We start from the raw sequence: 26,319 nt of genomic DNA, 5'->3' as shown, positions 1-26,319 counted from the left end.
GGTCGAGCCGAGAGTCGGAGACAGAAGGGGGTCGAAATGGCGACGAGGCCGTTACATGAGGTGGCGTGGGTCGTTACCGCGCTGTCGCAGCCACGAGTAGAGCATCGGCAAGAACTTGTGACGGACGTCGAAGTACAGCGAGACGAGGCCGTATATCCAGAGGAAGAACAGCACCGTCACGGCGACGATGTACCCGACGCCGAGCGGAGTGACCATTTTAGCTCTCCCCCTGAACGGTCGAGTCGTCGCCCGCACCGGTTCGGTCGACGAGACTGTGCGTAACGGCGTCGCCCGTGGCCGCGTCGAACAGGTGAACGTCATCGCGGGAGAAGACCACCTCGACGGTGGACTGCTCCTCGACGACACGGTCCGGGTCGAGGCTCGCGAGCACCTCTGTCGGGTCGTCGCTATCGCCGACCGCGTCCTCGACCAGCATGTACGCGTACGTCTGGTCGCCGACGGGTTCGAGGACGTCCACCGATACGCTGATTGAGTCGCTCGGGTGAGGGACGCTGTCGGCGTCCTCAGCGAGGTAGATGTCCTCCGGCCGGACGCCGACCCTGACCGCGTCGCCGTCGTGAAGCCCAGTACCGACAGTGTCGAACACAGCCCGGAAGTCGCCCACGTCGAGAGCGTCCCCGTCTACTTCGCCGTCGAAGAGGTTCATCGAGGGGCTCCCGATGAACTGCGCGACGAAGGTGTTTGCGGGTTGGTTGTAACAGACGAGCGGTGGCGAACACTGCTGGAGTTCGCCGTCGTTGATGATCGCGATGCGGTCGGACATCGTCATCGCCTCCTCTTGGTCGTGGGTGACGTACACCGTCGTGATACCGAGTTCCTTCTGGAGGCGCTGGATTTCGGTCCGCATCGACACCCGGAGCTTGGCGTCCAGGTTGGCGAGCGGCTCGTCCATCAGGAACACTTCGGGCTGGCGCACGATGGCGCGAGCGATGCCCACTCGCTGTTGCTGGCCGCCCGAGAGTTCATCCGGGCTCCTATCGAGCATACCCTCTAACTGGACGATCTCGACGGCCCGGTCGACGCGCCGGTCGATCTCCTCCTGGTCGTAGTTACGGAGCCGGAGGCCAAAGGAGATGTTCTCGTAGACGTCCATGTGGGGGAACAGCGCGATGTTCTGGAACACCATCGCGATCTCCCGATCCTTCGGCGGCTTGTCGGTGACATCGAGACCGGCTATTTCTACGGACCCGTCCGTGGGCGTGGTGAGACCAGCGATGGTCTCAAGCGTCGTCGACTTCCCACAGCCCGACGGGCCGACGAGACAGACGAACTCGTTGTCCTTGATCGTGAGGTCCATGCCTTCGACTGCCACTACGTCATCGTACTCTTTGCGAACGTCGGTGAGGTTGACTTGTCCCATGTTGTATCACTCCTTGAGGCCGCCCGAGGTCAGGCCCCGGACGATGTGATCTTGCGCGAAGATGACGAGCACCGCGATGGGGATGATCCCCATGAGGCTCGCGGCCGCCATCAGATTGTACTGCGTGGTGTACTGCTGCTGGAAGTTCAGAATCCCGTACACTAGGACGGCCCAGTTTTCCGGCGAGCCGTCGGTCATGATGAACGAGAAGAAGAACTCCCGGTAGACGCCGATGAAGACGATGATGGCCGCGGTCACCACGCCCGGTGCCGAGAGCGGCATGATGACGCGGAACAGCGCGCCGAGGCGGGTCGTCCCCTCGACGCGCGCGGCGTCCTCTAGACCGTCGGGAATCTGCTCGTAGAACGTCGTGAGGATGAAGATGGTGATGGGGAGACTAAGCATCGTGAACGGGAACACCATTCCCCACGGCGTGTTGTAGAGGTCGGGCGAGGAGACGCCCAGCACGCTCACGGACCCGGTGAGCAGTTCGAAGAGGGGAATGAGGAACGCGATCCCCGGAAAGTACGAGACGACCAGCAACAAGAGCAGGAGCGGTCCCTTCCCGGGGAAGTCTACGCGACCGAAGGCGTAGCCCGCGAGACTGCCCAGCGTGATGCAGACCACCACCGTAATGGATGCGAGCACGATGCTATTGAAGATGTAGTGGTGCAGCGGGTACTGCTGGAAGACAGTGATGAACACGTTCGGGTCGAACGACTCCGGCAGCACGCCCATCTGATAGAGCTGGTCACTCGGCGTCACCGCCAGCACCAGCAGCCAGTAGAACGGGAACAGGGTGATCATAATGAATGACGTCAACCCGACGTAGAAGCCGAGTCGATAGACGTCAGTCGCGTTGTGGACCGCGTACTCGACGATCCGACCTATCGTACCCGTGTACTCTTCGTTACTCATTCTCTTGCCTCCCTGAACCGCAGGACGTACACCATGACGATGACGGCGATGATCAGCGCGGACAGGAACGCGATCGCCGACGCGGTCGGCCAGCGCTGCTGTCTGAACGTCGATACCACCAGACAGGTGAGCGTCGGAACCGTGCTACAACCGGCCGACGCCTCGACGATACCGTAGATCTTCATCGAGCTGATGGTGTAGAAGATCATCCCGATGAACAGCACCGGCTTGACCAGCGGCAGCGTGATGTACCGGAACTGCTGCCACTTCGATGCCCCTGCGACCTTCGCGACATCGTAGAGGTTCTGGTTGATGCTGGCGAGGCCGGCCATGATGATGAGCGCGATGAACGGAATCTTCCGCCAGATGTCGATGAGGATGATGATGAGCGTCGAGTCCTGGCTGCTCACCAGCGGGTTCCCCGAGAAGATTCCGAGCGACGCCAGCGGTTCGACCAGGAAACTGATCGACGGCTGGAACAGCAGATAGAACATCATCCCCTGGATGACGATGGGAATCGACCACGGCAGAATGACGATGGTCCGGGCGAGCGCGCGGCCGCGGAACTCCTTGTTGAGTATTATCGCCATCCCTAAACCCATCAGCGTTCCGACAGCGACGCTGACGCCCGTGATGAGGAGCGTGACGGGAAGCGCACTGGAGAAGGGATCTTCCAGGCTGAGGAAGGGGTAGTTCAGGATGACGTTCATCCCCCCGGTTACGAGCTGGACGTAATTTTCGAAGCCGATAAACTCGCCGATGGGACTCACACCCGTGAGTGAGTCGTCGTGGAACGAGAAGAACAGTGTTCGGAGCAACGGATAGAACGCGAGCACCGAGAGCACGAGGAACACCGGGGCGACCAAGAGGTACCCGTACTTCTCCTCGTCCAACTGCTCGATCTTGAGGAAGATCGGCGATACCGCCTGCTGGACTATTTGTAACATGTTGTGTGTGCTAAGCTTGACCAAGCCAATCGGTTAGTAGTTTACGATAGTTGTCGGTTCGGGAGCTGGTTCGGAGACGACCGACACAGCCGTCTCAGGACTCTTGATTCTCTATCTGTTTCACCTGGTCCTGCGCGGCCTTGGCCGCCGCTTTCGGTGACTTCTGCTGTTTGAGGCAGGCGAGGAACTGCTCACCGATGGCCGATTTCTGCGCGCTCCACACCGCGTTGATGGGCGGAGCGAACTGGTTGTTAGCCTGGTACTGGAGCGTGTCGAGATGCCGGCTCATGACGTCGACGTTCTTCGCGCGGTCGGTTCCTAAGAGCTCTGGCTTGGGCGGCGTCGATCCCAGTTCCTCGAAGATAGTGAGGTAGAACTCGTCGGTGGTCATCGCCTTGATAACCTCTACCGTGGCGGCGAGATGCTCCGTGTTGGGGTTAATGGAGAGATGCCAGCCACCGAGCTTGGAGTTCGACCCGCCGGCCCCCTCGTAGGGAGCCTCGTCTTCTGACATCCCGTAGGGGTACGGCATCACGCCGAGGTTCTCGCCGAATTTCTCCTCCGCGCCGAAGTCGGCGATGGCGAACGACCAGTTGCGATGGGCCACCGCCTCGCCCGCCGTGAACGACTCCATCGAGGGATTGGTATCCCATCCGAGCGCCTCGGAGGGCGTGATGTTGCCGGAGAGCCCCTCGATCGCGTACTCGTCTTCGCTGCCGTACATGAATGTCCGGAGCTGGCGGAGCGTCTGGATCGTCTGTTCTTCGTTGATGGTGACCGGCCGGTCGCCGATGGGGCCGTTCTGGTTCGACATGTCGCCGAAGTAGTTGCCGCCGTTGGTGACCAGTTGCTCGTACCCCGAGATGGAACCGAGGTTGCGCTGGTTGAGCGCCACCGTGTAGCCGTCGTCGGTGCCAGCCTGTTCTTTGGTGTCGGCGACGACTTTCGCGAACCGGTTCCACTGCATCGGCTCCGTGGCCCAGTTCTCGCCTTCGGGGTCGTAGCCCGCTTCCTTCACCAAATCCTTCCGGTACTGGATGGTTGGGATGTCGATGAACTGCGGGATGCCGTAGAGACCGCTGTCCCATCGCATCGAATCGACCATCACCTGCGAGTAGTTGTTCTCCAGTTCGGTCATCGTCTCCTCGCCGAACACCTCTGTGAGGTCGAGCAGCCACTCTCGGGGTGCGAAATACGGGGTGTACGCGAAGTTGGTGAGCATCATGTCCGGCGTCGCACGACCCGCCGAGAGGATCTGATTGTACCGAGACTGGAGGTCGTCGGCCCCCCAGACGGTGGTGGAGAACTTGACGTCGATGCTCTCCGGCAGCCCTGCGCTGTATAGCGTCTCCTTTAGCATGTCGGCGACGTTGCCGAACAGTGGAGCGGTGCTGTATTCCACGGTAACGTCCTCGCCGTCGTACTCGAGGTTCTCGGTGGATGTTCCGCCGCCGCTATTACCATCACCACCGCCGCCATCGCCGCCACTACCGGTGTTCGAACAGCCGGCCAGCCCGACAGTGAGGCCCGATGCGCCCACCGTCGCGACGAACTGCCGCCGAGAGATTGCGCTGGATCGACTAGCCGTACGAGTGTCGTGACTATCACGTTCCATAGTCCACAATACCCGAAGCAAACTATATAAAACTATTGTTGCGGCCAAGTTCGGCCGCTGGCTGGAAGTTCTACTCGATCCCTCTGGTAGACTAACCCGTTTCGCGCACACAAATTATAAATGGTAACCATTTCACATCAAATGCGCTGTGGCAACGCAGCGCACACTATGAGCTACGACGATACAGACATTAGTGACGACGGATCAACAGAGAAAAGCGCGATCTCGCGGCGCGGAACGCTCGGACTACTGGGGACCGGACTCGGCGGCCTCGTGACGGGGACCGCCAGCGCCAGTCAGGGCAACGGGAACAACGGAAAGCAGCCCTGGTACGACTGGAGCGCCGACGTAGACGCGAATCAGCACGCAGTCTCGAATCTCGGGTCGCTCTCGATGTCGGCGGGCGACGCGCCGATCACGGAACTCGCCGGATCGAACCTCTCCGTGACGGACGGAACGCTCAACGCCGACAGTTGCGCCCCCGGGTCCATCCACGTTGTCACGGAATATCCGGGCGAGACGCTCGACCAGAAGGTCGAGAACGTCCTCAAAGCGCTCCCCGGCGGCGAGGACATCCCGAACCAACAGCCGGGTCACCGCATCGTCATCCCTGCTCCGGACCCCGACGATCCCGCCGCGGCCGACGGGCTGCCCGCGTGGCGGGTCGAATCGCCGATGGTCATCGCGAACAACACGGGCAAACTCGTCTTCGACATGGGCTGGACGCTCATCTACGCCACCGATACCATCGAGAGCTTCTTCGTCATCGGCCCGGACGAGAAGACGGAGAACATCACGCTCAACGGCGGGATGTTCTACGCCAAGGAGAATCTCGAACGGTCCTTCGTCGACATCCAAGGGGTTGGGCACATGCACGTCTCTCGGATGTATCTCCAGAACCTCGAAGGGCGGAACACGGTCCCCGCGGGCATCCGGCTCGCCGACTACCACGGCTCTAGCGAACTCACCGTCCTCGATACGGAAGTGACCGGTTGTCGAGACGGGCTCCTCGCAAAGCCCGGCAGCGACGATATCCCGTACGGTCCCGCCTTCGACCTCGACATCTACAACTGGCGCGGCGGCGGCGGAGAGCACAGCATCCGAATCGACGGCGGTGCGACGATCAACCTCGACTCGATTCAGTGCGGCGGCCATCCGCTCCAGTCGGTGAGCGAGAGCATCGTCAAACTGGAGAACTCGAACACGGCGGTGCGGAAGATATCGATCCAGAACGTCCGGGAGCGTCACAACGCGATGGGTTACCACAGCGGCGTTGCCGTCGCCGACGTGACCGACGGGGAGGGGGACCGTCACGACGGCGTCTACATCCAGAACGTCGACTGTTACAACGCCGAGGTCGGCACCGACCTGGAGTACGTCCGGCACTTCGACCAGCAGAACGTGCGCCCACGACCCGTCGTCGCCGACGACGCGGCGGGCTCAACGCGCTGGTTCGACGACGGCACCGAACGCCACCAGACCCACGACTCTCACGCCTTCCACGCCGGGGGCGGCGACGAGGCGTCGTTCGTGATTGGGGGCGACGACGTTCGAGTTCCGGGAGACGGCAACGGCGCGGTCCTCACGACCCCGGATGGGTCGGCCCAGTACCGGGTTCGTGTCGATAACGAGGGGGACCTCGTCACCGAACAGGTAGAAGCGAGCGGGGGCGACCGATCAGGCGTCGTCGATAGCTTCGAGGACGGCAACCTCTCCGAGTACGACGGTGCGACCGACGCCTACGTCGCGAACGGCGAACCGCCGGTGGACGACGGCGAGAGTAGTCTGAAGAACACGTCCGGTGGTACCGCCATCATTACCTCGACGAGCGGCCTTCCGCGATATCCGCAGGCCGGCGATACGTTCGCCGCCGCGGCCGCCCGGACGGCGACGAACAGCAATCTCGGAATCGCCTTCGGCGTGCAGGATGCACAGAACCTCTACTTCGCCCGGGTCTACCCCGAGGGGTCGAGCGACAGGCTCCAGCTCTACAAGCGAGTCGGCGGCGAGTACACGCAGCTGGCCAAATCGAGCCTCTCGGTGGAGACCGGCGTCCTCTACGACTTCGTCGTCAACTGGGCGTCGCTCGGCGATATCGACGTCGAACTCCGCGACCCCGACGGGAACGCGGTGGCATCCGTGACGGCGTCCGACGAGACGTTCGAGGACGGCGGCATCGGCGTCCGAAGCACCGGTGTACTCGACAACGTGCGTATCCTCTGAGACGCTCGACGGACGACCGCAGTCCTTCCGTCGGTTCCTTCACCGCTGCGGTTCCGCGTTGCCGACGACGGTGAAGTCAGTATCGCCGGCCAGCGCCCGCTCCGCGTCCGCGAGATCGTTGCCAGTGAATAGGCGCTCGTCAACGGTATCGGTCGCTTCGAGGAACGTACCGGTCGCCGGACGCGCCCGCGAATTCCGGACCGTGACGGTCGAACAGTCCCGTAGCGATATCGCCGCGTCCCCGCTCCCAGAGTGAGCAGGGCCGCCGTCGAAGCCGTCTATCGTCGCGTCCTCGACGCCGACACAGGCGACGCCGTGCGTGTGATACAACGGGAGGTCGCCGTCCCACGCGACCGCGATATCCACGAGTTCGAGGCCGTCGACGTTCTCGCAGTGAACCGCCGGCACGTCGTGTGACGCAATTGGGGGTCGGACACTCGTGGGCTGGAGGTCGATATTTCCGCCCACCGCGTCGGCGGCCGGTGCGTCGCGGACATCGAGTCGCACTCCGTCGAACCACACGCTCTCGATTCTCGCGTCCTCGTGTCCATACACCAGCGCGCCGTTCTCACAGCGCGCGTCGACGTTCGAAAACTGGACGTTTCTAACGTAGCCGAGATCCGTCGCCTCGTCGCGGGGGACCGACGTGACGTAGAGCGGCTCTGCCTTCCCCCACCACGGCCCCTCGAAGAGCCGCGTCTCGACCGTGATGTCGCTGAAGCGGATTCGCTCTACGTCGCCGCCATCGCGATGCTGGATGCCGAGCCCGCGATTCGAATCGCGCACGACGCAGTTGGTGACCGTGCAGTCCCGGATGGAACCGCTCGTTTCGGACCCGAGTTTGACGGCACACGCCCGAGAAGAGAGCGTACAGTTCGTCACGGTAACCAACTCGCAGGGCTGGCCTGCCGTCTTCGCTTTCAACGTGATGGCGTCGTCGCAGGCCCGTATCGAGCAGTCCGAGACGCGGACGTCGCGCGAGCCCTCGATAGCGATCCCATCGCAGTTCGGTATCCGCGTGTGGTTGTCAACGGTGACGCCGGTGACCGTGACCGACTCGCAGTTCCGTAAGGAGAGCGTCCACGCTGGCATGTCCCGGAGGATGACATCGCTGACCGCGACGTTCCGGCAGTTGTCGAAACAGAGCACCGGCCCCGGCCGAAATGCGGGTTTCGCTACCGGCCATTCATCGGTGCCGTCGGCCGGGTCGAGGAAGGTCTCTCCCTGTCGCGCCCGAGCTTCGCCGTCACTGACGAGCGGGGACGCCGAGGACTGACCGGAGTGCTGACGGATGGGGTCGTCCATTTCCATAATCTCCGTGCCACACCCGTCGACCGTGCCACTGCCCGCTATCGAGACGTTCGTACAGTCGCGAGCGAGAAAGAGCGGCCGCTCGCCGTCGGGTCCGACGTACTCGGCCGGGCACTGATAGTCCGCTTCGTCTGAACTGGCGCGAACAGTCGCGCCTGGAGCGATCAATATGGTAACGTCGTCCGCAAGCGAGACAGACCCCGTCTCGTACTCGCCAGGGGGAATACGAACTGTTCCGCCACCCTCGTCAGCACAGGCGTCGACCGCCGCTCGAAACGCGTGAGTGAAGTCCTTTCCGTCGGTATCGCCGTATTCGGTGATCAGATGACTCATTCCCGGTGTCGTTGTCCCAGTGGTGGGTCGCGCAAAGCAGTTCCGGACCGCGCGTCTCGTGGACTCTGTCCAGTATTACTGAATTCGGGTTTGGCATGGCTGGCGTAGATTTATCAGGGCCGACGTACTCAACACGGGTATGGCCGACCAACAGAACAGTAACGCCGTCAAGACCGCCCGGACCACCTTCGCGATTCTGGAGGAGTTGAAGGAGCGAAACGAAGCGACTGTCACGGAACTCACCGATGCTTTCGACCTCTCGAAGAGCAGTCTGCACAACTATCTCACGACGCTGGAGGCGGATGGATACGTCGTGAAAAACGGGAATACCTACGAGGTCGGACTGCGGCTCCTCGACCTCGGTGGGCACGCTCGTCACCGACAGCGGCTTTACGACATCGCCAGAGAGGAGGTGACCGAACTGGCCGAGGAAACCGGCGAACTGGCGAACTTACTCGTCGAACAGCACGGAAAAGGTGTCTATCTCCACCGCGCCCACGGCGTCGATGCCGTGAAGACGGACTCGTACATCGGACAGCGCGTTTATCTTCACAACACCGGTCTCGGAAACGCGATTCTCGCGCACCTCCCCCGAGAGCGAATCGAGGAGATACTCGACCGACACGGCATGCCAGCGACGACGGAGAATACGATCACCGATCAGGAGGAGCTGTTTTCACATCTCGAACGCGTCCGTGAGGAAGGTGTCGCCTTCGACGACGAGGCTCGCGTCAAGGGACTGCGCTGTGTGGCGGTCCCAATCGTCAACAACAACGACACCGTCGAAGGCGCAATCAGTGTCTCCGGCCCGACGAGCCGGTTTCAGGACGAGCGATTCCGAGAGGAACTGCCGGCCAAACTCAAGAGCGTCGCGAATGTAATCGAGCTGAACATTACCTACACGTGAGTATCGCTGCTATAGAAATTAACAAACCTGCATGGGTACGCAGTAATGCTGAAGTGTTAGCCAGTGATCCTATAGTATGGGCTAAAATGCGTTTTAATTCACCATCTATTGATGGATGTCCTGTATCAGGCGACATATATTCAGTATAACTGAATTGAGGACAGAATAGCTGTCAACAGATGATTGTGGCCCAGACACCGATCGAGAGAGGGATCGAACGATCTCGTTCCCGACGCCCACGCTTCCGGTGCGCCGCCTACCCCTGCCAGCGGGACAACCGAGAAGCCAGTGTGGCCCGACAGACACAATAACATAGGTACATATATTATCTAAGTGGCGCAGGCGAGCAGATCGTTACTTCGACGAGTGAGCGGTGAGGGAGGAGATCAGCAGACGGAACAGAGAAACCGAAAGACTATCCGACGATGCCGGAAGCCTGCCTTCGAGCTGATAAGACCGCTCGACGACACACGCCGAGGCTCGATTCAACACAGACGATTTCCGTAGAGAGCACCCCAAGCGCCGCCATATGCTGGCTCTCCCGAGTTGCCCCGGTGACGAGTTCAGATAGTGCCCGTTTCCGTCTTACCGCGGCTGTCTGTGCTATCGCTAGATCAGCATCGAGAGAAACTGACGAGGTCGTCACTATAGCTCTACAGCCTTGTGAGACCAGCGAGTTGAGTCACCTATTTGAGAGCAGCCGAAATATCCACGGTGAGGAGGGCTCGTCCAGCGACCTCACCACCAGGATAACTAGAGTACGGTTGTTATCCAGCAGTTGTAGTCGACACTCTATCCGCGACCCGATGGGCGACTCACCTGGGAGCCGCTTCTAGGAGTGAGGGGTGTGGAATATGTCCGGCCATGCCGGAAGGGGTGGCGCTACGATTGGCCTCTCGCTGATTATCACCGAGGTAAGGGGAACGTATCTGCGAGGCCATTAGTCGTCGTCGTTCGAACGTTTCAGAGCGTCTCTGGAGCTAAAACAGCGCTGAAGTACTCTCGAACGACAGGGGGGACACCCTGTCGTCCGAATCGGCCAGTCGCCGGTTGGACCCGCATCTCCTCGTCTTTGCTCTTTCGGGACCGAGCCCCCACCGTTCCGAAAACAGTATTGTCCGGTATCGTCGGAAGATCTTATTCTGCACCTACCAATACCAGATATTTATGAGTTGTTCAGAGAACCGGACACAAATATCTCTTCAGTAGTTCGAACAGACAGCTCGGTCCAGTTACCTTGCCTGCCGAACGCAGCCCCGACTCCAGTTGATGTCCGACGGTTCAGAGCGACTGTAGACGCTTCCGATATGACCGAATAGATCGAGAACGCCGTCGTATCTACTATGACCACCCATGCTTAACTCGACGGTCTACTTTGGAGACACTATGCAGGGTGATACGCAGTCGAACGTATCGAATCGCTCAGATTCACGGCTCGCGGGCCGGCATATCGTCGTCACGGGTGCCGCACAGGGCATCGGCCGGGGTATCGCTGTTCGGTGTGCCCGTGCCGGCGCAAATATCTCTGTCTTCGATACGCGGCCCGAGACAGCAAGAGAGACGGCGACGCTCGTGGAAGAAGCAGGTGGGAAAGTGACTGTTCTCGACGTCGACGTCTCCAAGGAAGCGTCCGTCACCACCGGCGTCGAGGCGGCGGTTTCGGAACTGGGCGAGATTCACGGGCTGGTCAACAACGCCGGGATCCAGCGATCGGTGCCGTTACTGGAGACGAGCGCCGAGGAGTGGGACTGGCACTTCGCCGTCAACGCCAGGGGGACGTTTCTCGTGGCGAAGCACGTCGCCGAACAGATGATTGCCGATGGGATCGAGGGCAGCATCGTGAACATATCGTCGGTGGGTGCAGAGCGCCCCTTCCGCGGGCAGGGGGCGTACGGCGCGTCGAAGGCAGCGGTGCTCACGCTGACGACGGTGCTGGCCAAGGAACTCAGCGACCACGGCATCACGGCGAACGCCATCAAACCGGGGACGGTCGAGACGCCGATGGTCGCGGAGTGGCTCGAAGAGAAGGCCGAACAGAGCGGGCAGCGGCCTGAAGAGGTCATGAAGGACTCACTCTCGACACATATCCTGGATAGGCCCGCCCAGCCGGAAGAAATCGGCCACGTCGCCGTGTTACTCTTATCCGACGAAGGCGAGTGGATAACCGGGGAGTCCATCGCCGTCGACGGCGGCTATCTGAAAGGATGAATCAGACCATCCGGTAGACTTCGTCCATCCACTGGTCGTCTTCGTCGACGACGATGGGGTCCATCACCGCGGCCCAGTCGGCCTGTGCGTCGCTCTCTTCCATGACCGCTCTGATCGCTTCGGGATCTTCGACTTCCATATAACCGAAGACGTGCCCGTCTTTCTCGAAGACGCTGTAGGTCTCCAGTCCGGCATCGGAATCGAGATACGCTGATTCGAGCGCCTCGGGGACGGCTTCGTGTTTTTCTCGATACGCCTCTCGTTGCCCCTCCTCGATGCGGAGGTGAAACGCTATTCGCTCCATACGCCATTCGCTTCGCCAGCGCGGTCCTTAGCTCTACGGGTAAGCTTTAGGGCGGTTCCCGGCTACACTCTGCATATGCTCGATACCCATACCCACGCGTGGGGCGCGGCAAGCGACGAACACCCTTGGGTGAACGGGCCGCTACTGGACCTCGTCGACGGGTTCGACGTTCACACTGTCTACACGGCAGAACGGCTCCTCGCTGACATGGACCGGAACGGTATCGACGAAGCCGTCGTCGTCGGCTATCCCATCTGCGACTGGACGGACAACTGGTACACCCGACAGGTGGCAGCGGAACACGACCGACTCCACGGTATCGTGATGGTAGACCCGTTCGCCGACGGCGCGGCCGACCACCTCCGCCAGTGTATGGCCACCGACGGCGTCCTCGGCTTCCGTCTCGGCGCGGCCTGTCCGTACGACCGGATGTGGGAAACGTTCGACCCGGGCGCGACGTGGCTTCGAGACGCCATCGACCAGACCGAGTTCTGGGAAGCCGCCGTCGAAACGGACGCCGTCGTCCAGATTCTCTGTGATCATGGCCAATTAGACCAGGCGCTCGAACTCGTCGAGACCTATCCCGACCTCACGTATCTGTTCGACCACTTCGCGCACGCGGGACCGGAGACGCCGACCGACGAGGGGACGTTCGCGCAGTTCTCGGACCTCGCGTCGTACGATAGCGTCGCAGTGAAGGTTTCGGAGATTCCGCACATGTCCGAGACCACGTTTCCCTACGCGGACATGCACGACCACGTCCGGTGGTTCCTCGACACGTTCGGTCGCGAACGCGTGATCTGGGGATCTGATTACCCAAACGTCAGCGACGTCGCCAGCTACCCCGAAGCGTACAACTGGCTTCGACAGGTGGACTCGATGTCGGAGAAAGACCGGGAGTGGGTGACCGAGCGGGCGTTCCGGGAACACGTCGGGCTGTCGTAGCGGCAATTCCGGCGACTCGCCGCGTCACTCGACCAGCAGCTCGACCGGATGACGGGGCTGCCGTTCGAGAAGCGAGTCTATCTGTTCGAGACAGGAGGTGCCGCTGGCGACGACGGGGCGGTCACGGACGCCCTCGGCTTGGAGTTGTCCCCGAAGGCGGTCACCGACATCCATGCTGACCTCGTAGTAGTCACCCTTGTAGCCGAAACTGCCGGCCATTCCACAGCACTCCACGTCCGAGGTAACGACGTCGTAGCCACATTCCTCTAAGACGGCAACGGTGTGGGCCTCCAGTCCGAGCGTGCGCTGCTGACAGTGGCTGTGATAGGCGATTTCGTCACCGTCAGCGGTCGTCAGGACCGAACCGTCGGCTCCGTTGTCGAGGAGGCCGTAGACGTACTCCAGCACCTCGTAGCTGTTCTCGGCGAGGTCGGTGAACGTGGCGGCATCGAGGAGTTTCTCGTACTCCCGCTGGAACAGCGCGTGGTCACTCGGCTCGACGACGACGATGTCTCGCCCGTCCTCGATATGGGGGGCCAGCGTCTCGGTAACTCGCTCGGCGTGGTCCTGTGCAGTCGCGACCATCCCCTGTGAAAGGGGCGCGCGGCCGCTAGAGGGAGCTTCTGGCACGACCACGTCGACGCCGAGCGCTTCGAGTGCCTTCACCGCCGCCTTGCCGCGCTCAACCTGGACGTGGTTCGTGTAGAGATCGGGATAGAGGACCGCTCGGCGCTCGGGGTCGGAAACCGTCGAGTCGCGCTTCTCGGCCCACTCGACCAGCGTCTCCCGTTCGAACGTCGGAAGTTCCCGGCGGGGGTCGATATCGAGTGCCCAGGACATAGCCCACCGAGAAGCCGACGTGTCGACCAGCCAGTTCGACAGCGGGGCCGTGGCGCTCCCGAATTTCGCGACCGTCTCGAAGTTGCCGAAGAAGCGTTTCTGCAGGGGCGCGCCCTCGTCTTCCTCGTCGGGGACGAGGCCGTCAACGAGCCAGTCGGCGGGACGCTCACCCTCGCGGTTGATACGGTCCCGAACGACCGTGTTTATCCACGGGATGTCGATCTCGACCGGGCAGGCGTTCACACAGCGAGTACAACCCGTACAGAGGTCGTTGAACTCCGCGGCGACGTCGAGTCCCTCGATACCCGCCTCCCAACCGGTCGCGATCCCGCCAGAGTAGGTCTCGCCGCCGAAGGCGTGGCCGCCGACGCTCTGGAAGTTCGCACAGGAGTTCGAACAGGCGGAACAGCGGATGCAGTACAGCGTCTCGCGCAACTGGTCGTCCTCGCGCATCGCCATGCGGCCGTTGTCGATGAGCACGAGGTGAAAGTCCCGGTCGCTGTCGAACTCGGAGAGGGGTGTCTCGTCGTCCTCGAAGTCTACCACGGGCGTCTCGACCGGCGGCGTCAACAGGGAGACGTAAGAGGTGATGTCCTGCCCGGTCCCCGACCGACCGATGAGTTCGATAAAGGGGTCGAGGTCGCCGACACTTGGGACGATTTTCTCGACGCCGGCGACGGTTATCTGGGTGTCCGTCGCGGCGACGGTCTTGCGGGCGTTGCCCTCGCTGGTGACCAGCGCCATCGTCCCAGTGTCGGCCGCCAGGAAGTTCGCGCCAGTGATTCCCACCTCGGCGTCGACGATCTGTTCGCCCAGCTTCTCACGGGCGAAGTGGGTCAGCTCTTGGGCGGTCTCTAAGGGTTCGTCAGGCTCGAAGACTTCGTTGAAGAGGTCGGCGATAGCCTCCCGAGACTTGTGGATAGCCGGCGCGACGATGTGGGAGGGCGCTTCGTCGGCCACCTGCAGGACCCACTCTCCTAAGTCCGTCTCGACGACGTCGACGCCGTCGGCTTCGAGCGTCTCGTTGACCTCGATCTCCTCGCTGGTCATCGACTTACTCTTGACCACGCGGTTCGCCTCCCGGTCGGCTACCACGTCGCGGATGTAGGCGTTAGCGTCCTCGGCATCCTCGGCGACGTACACCGTCCCGCCGTTTTCCTCGACGGTCTCAGTCAGTCGGTCGAGTAGGTCCGGGAGTCGCTCGATAGCGTCCTCCTTGATGGCTCGCGCCTCGGATTTCAGTTCCTCGTAGTTCTCCAGGTCGGCTACCGAGTCGTAGCGGCCCTCGTTGAACGCCTGCGTGTTCTGAGCGATGGCCGCTCCCTCGGTCCGCATCACTTCCCGGAGTTCGTCGGCTTTCGCCATCGTCACTCGTCCTCCTCGACGAGAACGACGTGGACCTCACGCGGGCCGTGTGCGCCTTTTACGAGCGTCCCCATATCCGCTGTCGCACTCGGGCCGGTCGCAAGAATCGCGCTGCCGCGGGTCTCCGAGAACTCCTCGTCCAGTTCTTCGATTGCGGCATCCATCTCCGAAACGATGCCACTTGCCCGGACGACTGCGACGTGGCGCTCGACGAACAGACTCACGAGTTCGCTGGCTTGCTCGGTCAACGCGAGGACGAGCGTCCCGTAGTCGGCGATACCCAACTGCGCGCCGGTCACGCCAGTCGTCGCGTCGCGGAGCGCCGTGGGCGTGGGGTCGACCTCGACGGACGTCTCCGCGAGCGAGAACGCGGCGTCGCCGAACGTCTCCGCCAGTGGGACGCCGACCGCTGGCGCGTCGACCGCATTCTCGATTTCGTCTCGGAACTCCGCTCTATCGACGTGCGTAACCGAGACGCCCAGTTCGTCCAGAGCGCGCTCGAAAGATGAGCCTGTAGTTGCCATCGATACCGCTAGACTCGACCCACATGGTCATTTAGCTTTGGTTGCCGGGCCGTCTGGGCGCACGTGTGCCCGAGAACCATCTGATATACCGATACATTTATGATAGATAGAACCGCTCGTTTGTAATATCGTACCATGACAAACGGCAATGCAGCTAGCGGACTGGATAGACGACAGTATCTCACCGGCGTCGGGACCGCGCTGGCGGCCGGTCTCGCTGGATGTGGCGGCGGTGACGGGGGCGACGGTGGCGGTGGCAACGGAAGCGGCGGGACCGGTAGCGATGGTGGCTCCGGAACGCAGAACCTGGACTTCTGGCTGTTCGGTGGGATTCCGGCAGAACGGGAGTACATCAGCGGCCACTACGGCAACTACGGGAAACACAACGTCAAGTATCAGCACCAGGAGTGGGGCCAGAAGTACCAGATCATCGCCTCGGCGGCGGCGAACGACAACCTTCCGGACGTGATGGCCGGGCAGTGTCAGCAGATTCCCGACTACGCCGGCGCGGACGCGATTCAGCCGCTCGACCAGGAGGGGTTCGCGGATCAGCTCGAAGAGATAAACAGCCACTTCATCGACGCCAACATCCAGACCCAGCTGTACTCGGGGCTGGGCGACTCCGACGAGGAGCGGCAGTGGGGACTGCCCGGCGGCTACGCCGACCTCGGGCCGTTCGTCGACATCCGGACGGACTACCTCGAACAGACGAGTTTCGACGAACCGCCCCGGTCGTGGCCGGAACTCATCCAACTCGGCAAGGAGATGCAAGAACTGGACGAGGTGTCCGCGGCAATCACCGCGCCGGGGACGGACTTCGGGCTGACGACGGGGTACTTCATCGGCTTCGTCTACGCGAACGGCGGTCGGTACTTCGACCCCGAGTCGATGGAGGCGACGGTCGACCAGCCCGGCTTCGTCGACGCCGTCAAACTCTATCAGGACATCGCCGAGGCGGGCCTATTCCCCAACTCGATGGCCGAGAACAACCACATCGCCGCCGGTCGCCTCCTCCGGGAGGGGGAATCGGGCATCTTCATCACGTACTCCCACGCGAACGCGGTGTACCAGACCACCGGCGCGCCACAGGAGTGGCTCGACGGCGAGGGTCACACCGTCACGCGTGCCCCGCTCCCGGAGAATCCCTCGGGGAGCTTCGAGCCGCGCGACCTCCTGCTCCAGAACGCACAGGGGTTCATGATGGGGAAGGGCAACGAGAGCGGTGCGGAACGACAGGCCGCTTTCGACTACATCAAGTGGTGGAACCAGCCTGAACAACTCGCCCCGTGGACCTACGCCGAGGGCAACGACGTCGGTATCCGCGGTCGCGTTCCCACGCTCAAGAGTGCCTTCGAGGAACCGACGGACCTGTTCAAGAGCCAGTTCGGAGACCTCATCACGCTGTACGAGAACGACAACCTGTTCAACCGAACCTCTCGGTTCCCCTCCTTTGCCGGGATCGCCTCGATACAGAGCACCATCAACACGGAGGTCATCCAGCCCGTCGTGCTCGGCGAGGCGACGGCCGAAGAAGCGTGTGCGACCGCGAACTCCTCGGTCCAAGAGGTCGTCGACGATGAGATTGCCTGAGCTCCGAGAGTACGACCGTTTATCATAGCTACATAACATGACACCCGGTACCATCCAACTATGAGTTACGTAGACAGCGCGAAATCGTCGTCCGATAGCCTGGTCGGACGCATTCCGGAGAGCGTTCGGGTGTATCTCCCAATCCTCCCGGTGATGGCGCTCGTCGGAGTGTTCATCCTCTACCCCATCGTCAGGGCCGTCTACTCCAGTTTCTTCTCGAAGGACCTGCTCGCACCCGACGAAGCGGAGTTCGTCGGCCTGGCGAACTACGCCGAGATCTGGAGCAATCCGGACATCCACCAAGTGCTCTGGAACACGTTCGTCTGGGTGACGGTCGGCAGCCTGGTCGCCATCGTCCTCGGCTTCCTGATGGGCTGGTTGCTCCACGAGAAACTGCCGTACACGAGCGTCGCCAGCGCAATCGTCCTCATCCCGTGGGTCCTCCCGCGGGTCGTCGGGGCGTCCATCTGGCAGTTCATGTTCGGCGGGTCACAAGGTATCATCAACGAACTGCTCGTCCAACTGGGCATCGTCAACGAGTACATCGTCATGCTCGGCTCCTCCGACCTGTCACTGTGGCCGCCCATCGTCGGTATGATCTGGCGGCTCGCGCCGCTGTTCGCGCTCCTGACGCTGACCTCGTTCCAAGGCATCGACGAGCACCTCTACGAAGCCGCGCGGATGGACGGGGCGACCCCGTGGGAGCAGTTCCGCTACGTCACCATCCCCATGATGAAGTACAACCTCGCCATCGGCTTCCTCCTGATGCTCATCTACAACGTGCGGAACTTCTCGATGGTGTGGGTAATGACGAAGGGCGGCCCCGGCGTCTCCAGCAGTACTCTCCCGGTGATGATATACCGGGCGGCGTTCGTCGACTTCGAAGTCGGCTTCGCCTCGGCGCTGTCGGTGATGCTGTTCGTCGTCCTGCTGGTGTTCTCGTACTACTACATTCAGTTCTACGACAAGGTCCGAGGTGAGATGTGATGGCGACAGACAACACAGACCCGACGGCGGAGTACCGGAAGAATCAATCGTGGCTCTACGACTCGAAGTCTGGAGCGTACGTCAGAAAGACGGCCATCGGTCTCTTGATGCTGGTCATCGGCGTGTTCGTCCTGTTCCCCCTCTACTGGATGGTCGTGACGGCCTTCAAGACGACGGCGGAGATTCAGCAGATTCCGCCGACCATCTTCCCGGAGGACTTCTCGCTTCAGGGGTTCAGACTCGTCATCGAGTCGTCGATTCAGGCCGGTGGGTACGCTGGCCTCGTCAACAGCCTGTTCGGCATTCAGGTGTCCTCGGCCATCGACATCAACGTCCTCGGCCTCGTCCTGAGCAGTCTGAAGGTCGCGGTCGGGGCGGGTCTCATCGCCGTCGTCCTCGGCACCGGGGCGTCGTACGTTCTCTCTCGGCGGGAGTTCCGCGGGAAGAACCTGCTGATGAGCCTGTTGCTGGCGTCGCTGATGTTCCCAGGGACGGCCATCATGGTCCCAGAGTGGGAACTCATCTCGGCACTCGGCCTGTTCAACACGCACCTCGCGCTCATCCTCATCTACGGCGCGATGACCGCGCCGTTCGTCGTCTGGCTCATGAAGGGCTTCTTCGACGACTTCCCGGACTCCATCATCGAGGCCTCGCGCATCGACCAGTGTTCGGCCTTCGAGACGTTCTGGTACGTCCTCGTTCCGATGGCGCGCAACTCGCTCATCGCGTCGTTCATCTTCGCGTTCCTCTTGGCGTGGAACGAGTTGGTGTTCGCGCTGACGCTGCTGGACAATTCGAAGTTCACCGTCCCACCAGGGCTGCTGACGTTCGTGCAGGGTTTCAACACCCAGTGGAACGTCGTCGCAGCGGCGTCGATCATCGTCTCTATCCCGGTGTTGCTGGGACTGGCGTACATCCAGCGGTACTTCGTGCAGGGGCTGACCGGCGGGGCCATCAAGGGGTAACGACCCACCCCGAACCCCCCTCGAAACTCGCGTATCGGCGTTCGTCTCGATCGACTTTTGGTCCCGTCTGAGCGCGGGAGGACAGTAACTTTATTATGCGGTGGATGGTAGCAATTTGCAATGACACACATAGAGTTAGACGGTGTCACGAAAGTGTTCGGCGACCCCGAGAAGGAGGGAATCGTCGCGGTAAACGACCTCGACATCGACGTTCCCGACGGGGAGTTTCTCGTCTTACTGGGTCCGAGCGGCTGTGGGAAGACGACCACGCTCCGGATGATCGGCGGGCTGGAAGAGCCGACCGACGGTGAGGTCCGGTTCGACGGCACCGTCGTCAACGACGTCAAGGCGCGAAACCGGGACGTTGCGATGGTGTTCCAGGATTTCGCATTGTACCCCCACATGACTGTCGGGGAGAACCTCGGGTTCGGGCTCCGCCGCGAGGACAACGATATGACTGGCGACGAGATCGACGCCCGAGTGAGGGAGGTCGCCGAGATGCTGGAGATCGAGGAACTGCTCAACAACAAGCCCGCACAGCTCTCCGGCGGGCAGAAACAGCGTGTCGCGCTCGGTCGCGCCATCATCCGTGAGCCGCGGCTGTTCCTCTTCGACGAACCGCTGGCGAACTTAGACGCACAACTCCGAAAGACGATGCGGACCGAAATCGACGAACTCCAGTCGGAGGTCGGCATCACCTCCGCGTACGTCACGCACAATCAGGAGGAGGCGATGACAATCGCGGACAAGATCGCCGTCCTCAACGAGGGGCAACTCCAACAATTGGGGACGCCTGACCAGGTGTTCAACGAACCGGCGAACCTCTTCGTCGCGCAGTTCGTCGGCAGCCCGGACATGAATCTCTTCGATGCGACGATCGGGGAGCAGGGCGACGCCTACCGCGTCGACATGGAGTCGGCGTCGTTCGACATCCCGAAGCGACTCGTCGACACCGAGATAACGACCGACGATGTGCTCGTCGGCTTCCGTCCGCAGGACCTCTACCAGCGGCGCAACCACGCGCTGGACGGGCCGGCGTTCGATACGGACATTCGCGTCGTCGAACCGATCGGCACCGAGGCGATCGTCCACGGGAGTTCCGCGCTCGGCGACGTGACGGCGACGGTCGGGAACTTCCACGACCTCTCCTCGGGCGACGAGCTATCGCTCACTATCGCTCCGGAGCACGTCTACCTGTTCGACGCGGAGACCGGAGAGCTGTTGAAAGGACGGCTCGTCGTGGAACGGACGGACGGGTCGGCGACGGCGGACAGCGTCGAAGCCTGAACAGACTACTCGGTAGCACAACCTGCTGCGACAGGCAGACGAGAGAACCGGGAGAGAGCGAAGTCGTCGTTAGAGGCTTCGAGGCCATCAATTTCGGCAATTCTGTGTCGAGACACCCAAAAGTATTAACGCCAGTGTCTGTATGTTCCGAGTGAGTCGAGTAAACCGACCTCTATCAGCAACTATGAAAGCAATTGTTCAGACGGGTCCCCGCTCCGTGGAGACACAGGAGCGGGAGACGCCGACGATCGACAGTGACGAAGTTCTCGTCGAGGTCCACACAGCCGGGCTGTGTGGGAGCGACGCGCACGCCTACAAGTACGACGGCGGATACGAGTGGATCCCCATCCCGCGTATCATGGGCCACGAGTACTCCGGCACGGTCGTGGACGTGGGGGCCGACGTCGAGAACTTCACCGAGGGGCAGAAAGTCATCGAGGAGCCGATTCACGACTGCGGGCAGTGTTTCCAGTGCAAGAACGGCCAACCCAACGTCTGTCAGAACTTCTCTATTACGGGAATGCACAGAGACGGGGCCTACGCCGAGTACGTCGCGGTCGAGTCGAAGCACCTCCACGCGGTCCCCGAAGCCGTCCCGCTCCGGCACGCAGCGATTACGGAGCCGACGAGCATCGCCACTCGCGCGGTCTTCAGCCAGTCGAAGACGACGCCGGGCGACAACGTCCTGATCGAGGGACCGGGGCCGATCGGCGTCCTCGTGGCGGCCGTCGCCGACTCGCTCGGCGCGAACGTCGTCGTCTCCGGACTCGACCAGGACGCGGTGTATCGGCTGCCGCTGCTTGCGGACCTCGGCATCGAGACGATCAACGCCCAGTCGGAGAGCCTCGAAGCCCGGACCGAGACGTTCACCGACGGCATCGGGTTCGACGTCGTGTTCGACTCGACGGGCCATCACACCGGTGTCGGGACCGCCGCCGACTTCGTCCGGAAGGGCGGGCAGGTCGTCGTCGTGGGCATCCCGAACGACGACAGCGAGTTCGCGCTGACCGACGTGGTCCGCGGCGAGGTGGACATCAACACCTCTTACGGATCGACGTGGACGAACTTCGAGCAGGCGCTCCGACTGATGGAACGGGGAGAGATCGACGTCGACGCGATACTGGACGCCTCCTTCAGCACGGACGACCCGGCAGCCGCCTTCGAGTCGTTCCTCGAATCGGAGACCTGCAAACCGGTGTTCCAGTTCGCGGAGTGAGTGCCGTGGCGACCGCGCGTACCGGGCCACATAGAGTCATCTCTGCACATTTATTGCGTAAAATAATCATGGAAAGATATTAGTCCTAGTGCGCGAATAGTTCAGGACAGCACGCCATGGAGATCACAGATATATCCGCGACCAAGGTCAGTACGGAGTCCTGGGGCGAGTTCGTCGAGTTCCCGCTCGTCACGGTGATGAGCAAGTACGAGGAGTACAACAACGCCGAGGGCGACAACCCCCAAGCCCGTCGGAAGTGGATGGGACCGGTCGGCGACGTCGTCGTCGAAGTCGAGACCGACGCCGGCATCACGGGCGTCGGCCACGGTAACTGGGCGACCGGCGCAATCGAGACCATCGTCGACGAGACGCTCTCGAAACTCGTCGTCGGCGAGGACCCGACCGAACGCGAGAAACTGTGGGACATCATGTACCGCGCGACGATTCCGTTCGGTCGGAAGGGCGCGGCCATCGAGGCCATCAGCGCCGTCGACCTCGCACTCTGGGACATCGCCGGGAAAGAGGCCGACAAACCGGTATACGAACTGCTCGGCGGCCCCGTCGAGAACGAGATCGACTGCTACGCGAGCAACCTCCACCCCGTCGACCTCGACACGCTCGAACGCGAGGCGATGGACTACGTCGAGGCGGGCTTCGACGCGATGAAACTGCGCTTCCAGTACGGTCCCGAGGCCGGACGGAAGGGCATGGAGAAAAACGAGGAAATCGTCCGGACGGTCAGAGAGGCCGTCGGCCACGACATCAAACTCGCCGGCGACGCCTACATGGGTTGGTCGGTTCGGTACGCGAAGAAGATGCTCGGCCGACTGGAGAAGTACGACATGGAGTGGGTCGAGGAGCCGGTCATTCCCGACGACCTCGACGGCTACGCCGAGCTCCGCGCGTCCACGGACGTGCCGATCTCCGGCGGCGAACACGAGTTCACCCGGTGGGGGTACAAGGAGATGCTGGAGAAGGAGACGGTCGACATCCTCCAGCCTGACGTCCACCGGATGGGTGGTCTGACCGAACTCCAGCGCGTCGATGCGATGGCCAGCGCTCACGACGTGCCGATCATCCCCCACACGGGAACGAACCCGCACCTGCACTTCATCGCAGCCTCGACCAACGCGCCGATGGCGGAGTACTTTCCCATCCCCGAGTGGTATCAGGAGCAACAGGGCGAGAAGGACTCGACGTACGCCGACGCCATCTACCAGCACCCGCCCGACGCGAACGACGGCGTCATCCCGCTCCCCGACGGCGTCGGCCTGAGCGCCGAACTCAACCGCGAGGCGCTCGACCACTTCGCACTGGAGTGACCATGTCGGACATCAGCTTCGAGTACAACGTCCCCGTCTTCGCCGGTGCGCCGGACGCCGGCGACGACGAGCCGGTTCACCGGGACACGCCGGCGTACGAGGCCCTCGACTGGGAGACGACGCGGATGGGCATCGAGAAGGCCGAAGAGTTGGGCTTCGACGCCGCCTGGGCACCGGACCACCTGATGCTGGGCCGCGACCGCGCCGAGTACGAGTGTTGGACGCTCCTGTCGGCGATGGCCGGCTTCACCGAGGACATCAACCTCGGCTCGCTCGTGCTCTGTAACGACTACCGCAACCCCGCGCTGGTGGCGAAGATGGCGGCGACGCTCGACGTCATTTCGGACGGTCGGCTGGAACTCGGCTTGGGTGCCGGATGGCACGAACCCGAGTACGAGGCCTACGGCTGGGAGTACCGCGACGGCTTCGAGCGGTTGATGCGCTTAGACGAGTCGATTCGGTTGATGAAGCGGATGTGGGACGCCGGGAGCGACGGTGCGAGCTTCGACGGTGACCACTATCAAATCGAGGACGCCCCCTGTGCACCGACACCCGTACAGGACCCGCACCCGCCGATTCTGGTCGGCGGACAGGGCGAAGAGGTGACGCTCAAACTAGTCGCTAAACACGCCGACATCTGGAACACCGACGTGTTCAACGGCGACGTAGAGACGCTGAGCCACAAGATCGGCGTCATCGAAGACCACTGCGACACCGTCGGCCGCGACCCCGAGGACATCGAGTACTCCTGGGACGGTCACGTCATCTGCACGCGCGACGAGGCAAAGTTTGACAGACTGGTCGACCGCATGACGCCAATCCAGTTCGAGGAGGAGTATCAGGACCAGGCACCGATTCGGACCGTCGAGGACGCCCGTGAGTTCTTCGTCATGGGCACGCCCGAAGAGTGCGCCGAGGCCATCGAGCGCCGGATCGAGGCCGGCGTCACGAAGTTCCAGTGCTGGTTCGTTGATTTCCCCGACACCAGCGGAATGGAACTGTTCGCCGACGAGGTCATCCCGGAATTCCGGTAACCGGAGCAGTCGGCGACCGTCACCAGCGAGTATCTCAGACAGTAACGATCAGGTTCGGTAGCTTTGCCACTGCTGTGGCGAAGGGATCATCCGTTCCGGCAATGACGGAAAAGCTTTTTTCGAAATCTCGCTTTGATACGGATATGACCGAACCCGTGCCCGTCAAGGCGGCGAAAATCTCGCTCGAAGTGGTCGAGACGCTCCGCGAACTCGAAGGTGCCGGCGTCTCCGAGGTGGCACAGCGCCTCGATAAACCGACCAGCACCGTCCACGATCACCTCCGGACGCTCGAACAGGAGGAGTACCTCGTCAAGGAGGGCAAGGAGTACTACGTGAGCACTCGATTCCTCCAGTTGGGCAATCAGGCCCGGTCGCGCCAGAAGGTATTCGAGATTGCACGTCCGGAGATAGACGAACTGGCCGAGAAGACCGGTGAGCACGCCAACTTCATGATCGAAGAACACGGCCTCGGCGTCTTCCTGTACAAAGCGCGCGGGCAGAACGCGGTCCAGTTGGACACGCACGCTGGGATGCGCGTTCCCCTACAGACGACGGCGCTGGGAAAAACCATCATGGCGTTTCGGCCACGAGCGAAGGTCGAGGCGATTCTCGACCGTCACGGACTTCCGAAGGTGACCGAGCAGACGATAACGGACAGAGCGGAACTCTTCGATACGCTCGATCAGGTTCGGGAACGAGGGTACGCCTACGACGACGAGGAGCGCGTCAAGGGTATGCGGTGTCTCGCGGCCCCCATCGTCGATGAGGACGGCTACGCCATCGCCGCGGTGAGCGTCTCTGGCCCGAAGAGTCGGATGCAGGAAGAGCGGTTCACCGACGAGATTCCGGACCAGATTCTCCGCAGCGCCAACGTCATCGAGGTGAACCTGACCTACTCGTAGGGTTGGCGTCGAACACAACAGTTAGGTTCTCCGCGCTGGCAGTACCCGTTGATGCAGTTCGTTCGATACACTACTGGCGATACTCCTGCATGGGGCGTCCGCCGCAACGACGAAATCGTCCCGTTGACGGGACTTCGCGAAGAGATCACGTATCAGCAGTTGACCGACCCCGGCTTCCTCCGAGTCGTCGAGGACGCCGTCGACGCCGCCGAGGACCACGCCGTCCCCGTCGCAGATGCGCGACTCCTCGCACCGGTACCGCGACCGGGGAAGATCGTCTGCGTCGGGCTGAACTACCACGACCACGCCGAAGAACAGGACGAAGAGGTCCCCGAGCGACCGCTCCTGTTCGGAAAGGCCGGCGCGGCCGTCACCAACCCCGACGACCCCATCGTCCACCCCACCGACCTCGACGAAGTGGACTACGAGGTCGAACTGGGCGTCGTCATCGGTCGGACGGCAAAGAACGTCTCCGCCGACGAGGCTCGGGAGTACGTCGCCGGCTACACGGCGATAAACGACGTAAGCGGCCGCGACGCGCAGTTCGACGACGGCCAGTTCTTCCGCGGGAAGAGCTACGATACGTTCGCACCGATGGGACCGACGCTCGTCCCCGACGACCGACTGGACCCTTCCAATCTGGACGTCGCCTGCCGCGTCAATGGCGAGACGAAGCAATCTTCGAACACCGAGGAGTTCATCTTCGGCGTCGAGGAGGTCGTCGAGTACATCAGCGGGTTCACGACGCTACGTCCCGGTGACGTTATCTCTACGGGCACCCCCGGCGGCGTCGGCATCTTCCGCGACCCGCCCGAACTGCTCGAACCGGGCGACACCGTCGACGTCGAGATCGAGGGCATCGGAACGCTGACCAACCCCGTCACAGAAGAGCGGGACTAGCGGGCCTCCGGGCGGTTTAGAAATATTGGTGGGGGTTTCGGCGTGAGTAGAGGTGTGTCGACAGGTATCAACAACGTCCTGAAATATCTTTAGCTACTTTGTGCATATAATCGCCACGTTTGTCAATAGATAGTACAGAGAATATCTGAATAGATGTGTCCATGTCCATATTCGGTGAATTTTTCTTTCGGGGGCATCGATTACGGTCTCGTTCACAGATATGACTCGGTAGCAGACGAACCTCGTGGAGTTGAGTTGTTCGGCTCATCAGAATAGATATACCGGATAGCTATAC

22 protein-coding genes are annotated in these 26,319 nt (G+C 61.9%); 13 read left to right on the top strand and 9 right to left on the bottom strand.

Annotated elements, in window-relative coordinates; genetic code table 11:
* Window positions 1-51: 51 nt before the first annotated feature.
* From E4S61_RS25515 to E4S61_RS16440, 5 genes are all read right to left on the bottom strand, one after another.
* Window positions 52-216, bottom strand: a complete 165-nt coding sequence (locus E4S61_RS25515) for a hypothetical protein (protein WP_167768544.1) — start codon at window positions 214-216, stop codon at window positions 52-54.
* A 1-nt stretch (window position 217) separates the two neighbouring features.
* Window positions 218-1,381, bottom strand: coding sequence for an ABC transporter ATP-binding protein (locus E4S61_RS16455; protein ID WP_135305057.1), 1,164 nt, complete (start codon window positions 1,379-1,381; stop codon window positions 218-220).
* Between the two features lie 6 nt (window positions 1,382-1,387).
* A complete protein-coding gene (locus E4S61_RS16450; protein ID WP_135305056.1) occupies window positions 1,388-2,299 on the bottom strand; it encodes a carbohydrate ABC transporter permease in 912 nt (303 codons plus the stop codon).
* A complete protein-coding gene (locus E4S61_RS16445; RefSeq protein ID WP_135305055.1) occupies window positions 2,296-3,246 on the bottom strand; it encodes a carbohydrate ABC transporter permease in 951 nt (316 codons plus the stop codon). Before E4S61_RS16445 ends, E4S61_RS16450 begins: the two co-directional genes overlap by 4 nt.
* 94 nt (window positions 3,247-3,340) lie before the next feature.
* Entirely contained in the window at window positions 3,341-4,861 is a 1,521-nt protein-coding gene (locus E4S61_RS16440) for an extracellular solute-binding protein (RefSeq protein ID WP_245180789.1), read from the bottom strand.
* Window positions 4,862-5,029: 168 nt separating this feature from the next.
* Between E4S61_RS16440 and E4S61_RS16435 the strand changes: the two genes are divergently transcribed.
* Window positions 5,030-7,084 (top strand): hypothetical protein, encoded by a 2,055-nt coding sequence (locus E4S61_RS16435; protein WP_135305054.1) that lies wholly within the window; start codon window positions 5,030-5,032, stop codon window positions 7,082-7,084.
* A 39-nt stretch (window positions 7,085-7,123) separates the two neighbouring features.
* Here E4S61_RS16435 and E4S61_RS16430 read toward each other — a convergent pair whose 3' ends face one another.
* Window positions 7,124-8,728, bottom strand: a complete 1,605-nt coding sequence (locus E4S61_RS16430; protein ID WP_135305053.1) for a glycoside hydrolase family 28 protein — start codon at window positions 8,726-8,728, stop codon at window positions 7,124-7,126.
* A 139-nt stretch (window positions 8,729-8,867) separates the two neighbouring features.
* Between E4S61_RS16430 and E4S61_RS16425 the strand changes: the two genes are divergently transcribed.
* Complete coding sequence (locus tag E4S61_RS16425) at window positions 8,868-9,635, top strand: IclR family transcriptional regulator (RefSeq protein ID WP_135305052.1); 768 nt, start codon at window positions 8,868-8,870, stop codon at window positions 9,633-9,635.
* A 1,386-nt stretch (window positions 9,636-11,021) separates the two neighbouring features.
* Window positions 11,022-11,843 carry an SDR family NAD(P)-dependent oxidoreductase gene (locus tag E4S61_RS16420; RefSeq protein ID WP_135305051.1) on the top strand — a complete coding sequence of 274 codons (822 nt, stop codon included), beginning with the start codon at window positions 11,022-11,024 and terminating at the stop codon, window positions 11,841-11,843.
* A 1-nt stretch (window position 11,844) separates the two neighbouring features.
* Here the strand turns inward: E4S61_RS16420 and E4S61_RS16415 are convergent, their stop codons facing one another.
* Window positions 11,845-12,147: an L-rhamnose mutarotase gene (locus E4S61_RS16415; RefSeq protein ID WP_135305050.1), complete on the bottom strand. Its 303-nt coding sequence runs from the start codon at window positions 12,145-12,147 to the stop codon at window positions 11,845-11,847.
* Window positions 12,148-12,222: 75 nt separating this feature from the next.
* On the opposite strand from E4S61_RS16415, the gene rhcC reads away from it, so the two are divergent.
* Entirely contained in the window at window positions 12,223-13,092 is an 870-nt protein-coding gene (gene rhcC / locus E4S61_RS16410; RefSeq protein WP_135305049.1) for an L-rhamnono-1,4-lactonase, read from the top strand.
* A gap of 24 nt (window positions 13,093-13,116) precedes the next feature.
* Here rhcC and E4S61_RS16405 read toward each other — a convergent pair whose 3' ends face one another.
* Both E4S61_RS16405 and E4S61_RS16400 read right to left on the bottom strand, forming a co-directional pair.
* Complete coding sequence (locus E4S61_RS16405) at window positions 13,117-15,297, bottom strand: LUD domain-containing protein (RefSeq protein ID WP_135305048.1); 2,181 nt, start codon at window positions 15,295-15,297, stop codon at window positions 13,117-13,119.
* A gap of 2 nt (window positions 15,298-15,299) precedes the next feature.
* Window positions 15,300-15,821, bottom strand: a complete 522-nt coding sequence (locus E4S61_RS16400) for an LUD domain-containing protein (RefSeq protein WP_135305047.1) — start codon at window positions 15,819-15,821, stop codon at window positions 15,300-15,302.
* Between the two features lie 135 nt (window positions 15,822-15,956).
* Here E4S61_RS16400 and E4S61_RS16395 point away from each other — a divergent pair, with 135 nt between their 5' ends.
* The 9 genes from E4S61_RS16395 (at window position 15,957) to rhcF (ending at window position 26,024) form a co-directional block, all read left to right on the top strand.
* Window positions 15,957-17,411 carry an ABC transporter substrate-binding protein gene (locus E4S61_RS16395; protein ID WP_135305046.1) on the top strand — a complete coding sequence of 485 codons (1,455 nt, stop codon included), beginning with the start codon at window positions 15,957-15,959 and terminating at the stop codon, window positions 17,409-17,411.
* Between the two features lie 60 nt (window positions 17,412-17,471).
* On the top strand, window positions 17,472-18,398 hold the full coding sequence (locus tag E4S61_RS16390; protein WP_135305045.1) for a carbohydrate ABC transporter permease: 927 nt from the start codon (window positions 17,472-17,474) through the stop codon (window positions 18,396-18,398).
* On the top strand, window positions 18,398-19,363 hold the full coding sequence (locus E4S61_RS16385; RefSeq protein WP_209309528.1) for a carbohydrate ABC transporter permease: 966 nt from the start codon (window positions 18,398-18,400) through the stop codon (window positions 19,361-19,363). The genes E4S61_RS16390 and E4S61_RS16385 overlap by 1 nt, the downstream gene beginning before the upstream one ends.
* A 120-nt stretch (window positions 19,364-19,483) precedes the next feature.
* A complete protein-coding gene (locus E4S61_RS16380) occupies window positions 19,484-20,650 on the top strand; it encodes an ABC transporter ATP-binding protein (RefSeq protein ID WP_135305043.1) in 1,167 nt (388 codons plus the stop codon).
* Between the two features lie 184 nt (window positions 20,651-20,834).
* Window positions 20,835-21,866, top strand: a complete 1,032-nt coding sequence (gene rhcE / locus E4S61_RS16375; RefSeq protein ID WP_135305042.1) for a 2-keto-3-deoxy-L-rhamnonate dehydrogenase — start codon at window positions 20,835-20,837, stop codon at window positions 21,864-21,866.
* 116 nt (window positions 21,867-21,982) lie between these two features.
* A complete protein-coding gene (locus tag E4S61_RS16370) occupies window positions 21,983-23,188 on the top strand; it encodes an enolase C-terminal domain-like protein (RefSeq protein WP_135305041.1) in 1,206 nt (401 codons plus the stop codon).
* 2 nt (window positions 23,189-23,190) lie between these two features.
* Window positions 23,191-24,222, top strand: a complete 1,032-nt coding sequence (locus E4S61_RS16365) for a TIGR03560 family F420-dependent LLM class oxidoreductase (protein ID WP_135305040.1) — start codon at window positions 23,191-23,193, stop codon at window positions 24,220-24,222.
* A 143-nt stretch (window positions 24,223-24,365) separates the two neighbouring features.
* Window positions 24,366-25,124, top strand: coding sequence for an IclR family transcriptional regulator (locus E4S61_RS16360; RefSeq protein WP_135305039.1), 759 nt, complete (start codon window positions 24,366-24,368; stop codon window positions 25,122-25,124).
* Between the two features lie 51 nt (window positions 25,125-25,175).
* The gene (gene rhcF / locus E4S61_RS16355) at window positions 25,176-26,024 is read left to right on the top strand and encodes a 2,4-diketo-3-deoxy-L-rhamnonate hydrolase (protein ID WP_135305038.1); all 849 of its coding nucleotides are present in this window, start codon (window positions 25,176-25,178) and stop codon (window positions 26,022-26,024) included.
* The last annotated feature ends 295 nt before the right edge of the window (window positions 26,025-26,319 follow it).

The sequence above is a fragment of the Haloarcula amylovorans genome (assembly GCF_004681185.1).
GTDB classification, from domain to species: domain Archaea; phylum Halobacteriota; class Halobacteria; order Halobacteriales; family Haloarculaceae; genus Haloarcula; species Haloarcula amylovorans.
The sequence above is the reverse complement of the archived record's forward strand: the minus strand, read 5'-3'. Positions and strand labels throughout refer to the sequence as shown.

What these genes read in the sequence shown, in the direction of transcription:
- E4S61_RS16430 (WP_135305053.1), bottom strand. Translation starts at nt 8,728, where the DNA reads ATGAGTCATCTGATCACCGAATACGGCGATACCGACGGAAAGGACTTC.
- E4S61_RS16445 (WP_135305055.1), bottom strand. Translation starts at nt 3,246, where the DNA reads ATGTTACAAATAGTCCAGCAGGCGGTATCGCCGATCTTCCTCAAGATC.
- E4S61_RS16365 (WP_135305040.1), top strand. Translation starts at nt 23,191, where the DNA reads ATGTCGGACATCAGCTTCGAGTACAACGTCCCCGTCTTCGCCGGTGCG.
- E4S61_RS16450 (WP_135305056.1), bottom strand. Translation starts at nt 2,299, where the DNA reads ATGAGTAACGAAGAGTACACGGGTACGATAGGTCGGATCGTCGAGTAC.
- E4S61_RS16440 (WP_245180789.1), bottom strand. Translation starts at nt 4,861, where the DNA reads ATGGAACGTGATAGTCACGACACTCGTACGGCTAGTCGATCCAGCGCA.
- E4S61_RS16415 (WP_135305050.1), bottom strand. Translation starts at nt 12,147, where the DNA reads ATGGAGCGAATAGCGTTTCACCTCCGCATCGAGGAGGGGCAACGAGAG.
- E4S61_RS16405 (WP_135305048.1), bottom strand. Translation starts at nt 15,297, where the DNA reads ATGGCGAAAGCCGACGAACTCCGGGAAGTGATGCGGACCGAGGGAGCG.
- rhcE (WP_135305042.1), top strand. Translation starts at nt 20,835, where the DNA reads ATGAAAGCAATTGTTCAGACGGGTCCCCGCTCCGTGGAGACACAGGAG.
- E4S61_RS16385 (WP_209309528.1), top strand. Translation starts at nt 18,398, where the DNA reads ATGGCGACAGACAACACAGACCCGACGGCGGAGTACCGGAAGAATCAA.
- E4S61_RS16395 (WP_135305046.1), top strand. Translation starts at nt 15,957, where the DNA reads ATGACAAACGGCAATGCAGCTAGCGGACTGGATAGACGACAGTATCTC.
- E4S61_RS16360 (WP_135305039.1), top strand. Translation starts at nt 24,366, where the DNA reads ATGACCGAACCCGTGCCCGTCAAGGCGGCGAAAATCTCGCTCGAAGTG.
- rhcF (WP_135305038.1), top strand. Translation starts at nt 25,176, where the DNA reads ATGCAGTTCGTTCGATACACTACTGGCGATACTCCTGCATGGGGCGTC.
- rhcC (WP_135305049.1), top strand. Translation starts at nt 12,223, where the DNA reads ATGCTCGATACCCATACCCACGCGTGGGGCGCGGCAAGCGACGAACAC.
- E4S61_RS25515 (WP_167768544.1), bottom strand. Translation starts at nt 216, where the DNA reads ATGGTCACTCCGCTCGGCGTCGGGTACATCGTCGCCGTGACGGTGCTG.
- E4S61_RS16400 (WP_135305047.1), bottom strand. Translation starts at nt 15,821, where the DNA reads ATGGCAACTACAGGCTCATCTTTCGAGCGCGCTCTGGACGAACTGGGC.
- E4S61_RS16390 (WP_135305045.1), top strand. Translation starts at nt 17,472, where the DNA reads ATGAGTTACGTAGACAGCGCGAAATCGTCGTCCGATAGCCTGGTCGGA.
- E4S61_RS16455 (WP_135305057.1), bottom strand. Translation starts at nt 1,381, where the DNA reads ATGGGACAAGTCAACCTCACCGACGTTCGCAAAGAGTACGATGACGTA.
- E4S61_RS16420 (WP_135305051.1), top strand. Translation starts at nt 11,022, where the DNA reads ATGCAGGGTGATACGCAGTCGAACGTATCGAATCGCTCAGATTCACGG.
- E4S61_RS16370 (WP_135305041.1), top strand. Translation starts at nt 21,983, where the DNA reads ATGGAGATCACAGATATATCCGCGACCAAGGTCAGTACGGAGTCCTGG.
- E4S61_RS16425 (WP_135305052.1), top strand. Translation starts at nt 8,868, where the DNA reads ATGGCCGACCAACAGAACAGTAACGCCGTCAAGACCGCCCGGACCACC.
- E4S61_RS16380 (WP_135305043.1), top strand. Translation starts at nt 19,484, where the DNA reads ATGACACACATAGAGTTAGACGGTGTCACGAAAGTGTTCGGCGACCCC.
- E4S61_RS16435 (WP_135305054.1), top strand. Translation starts at nt 5,030, where the DNA reads ATGAGCTACGACGATACAGACATTAGTGACGACGGATCAACAGAGAAA.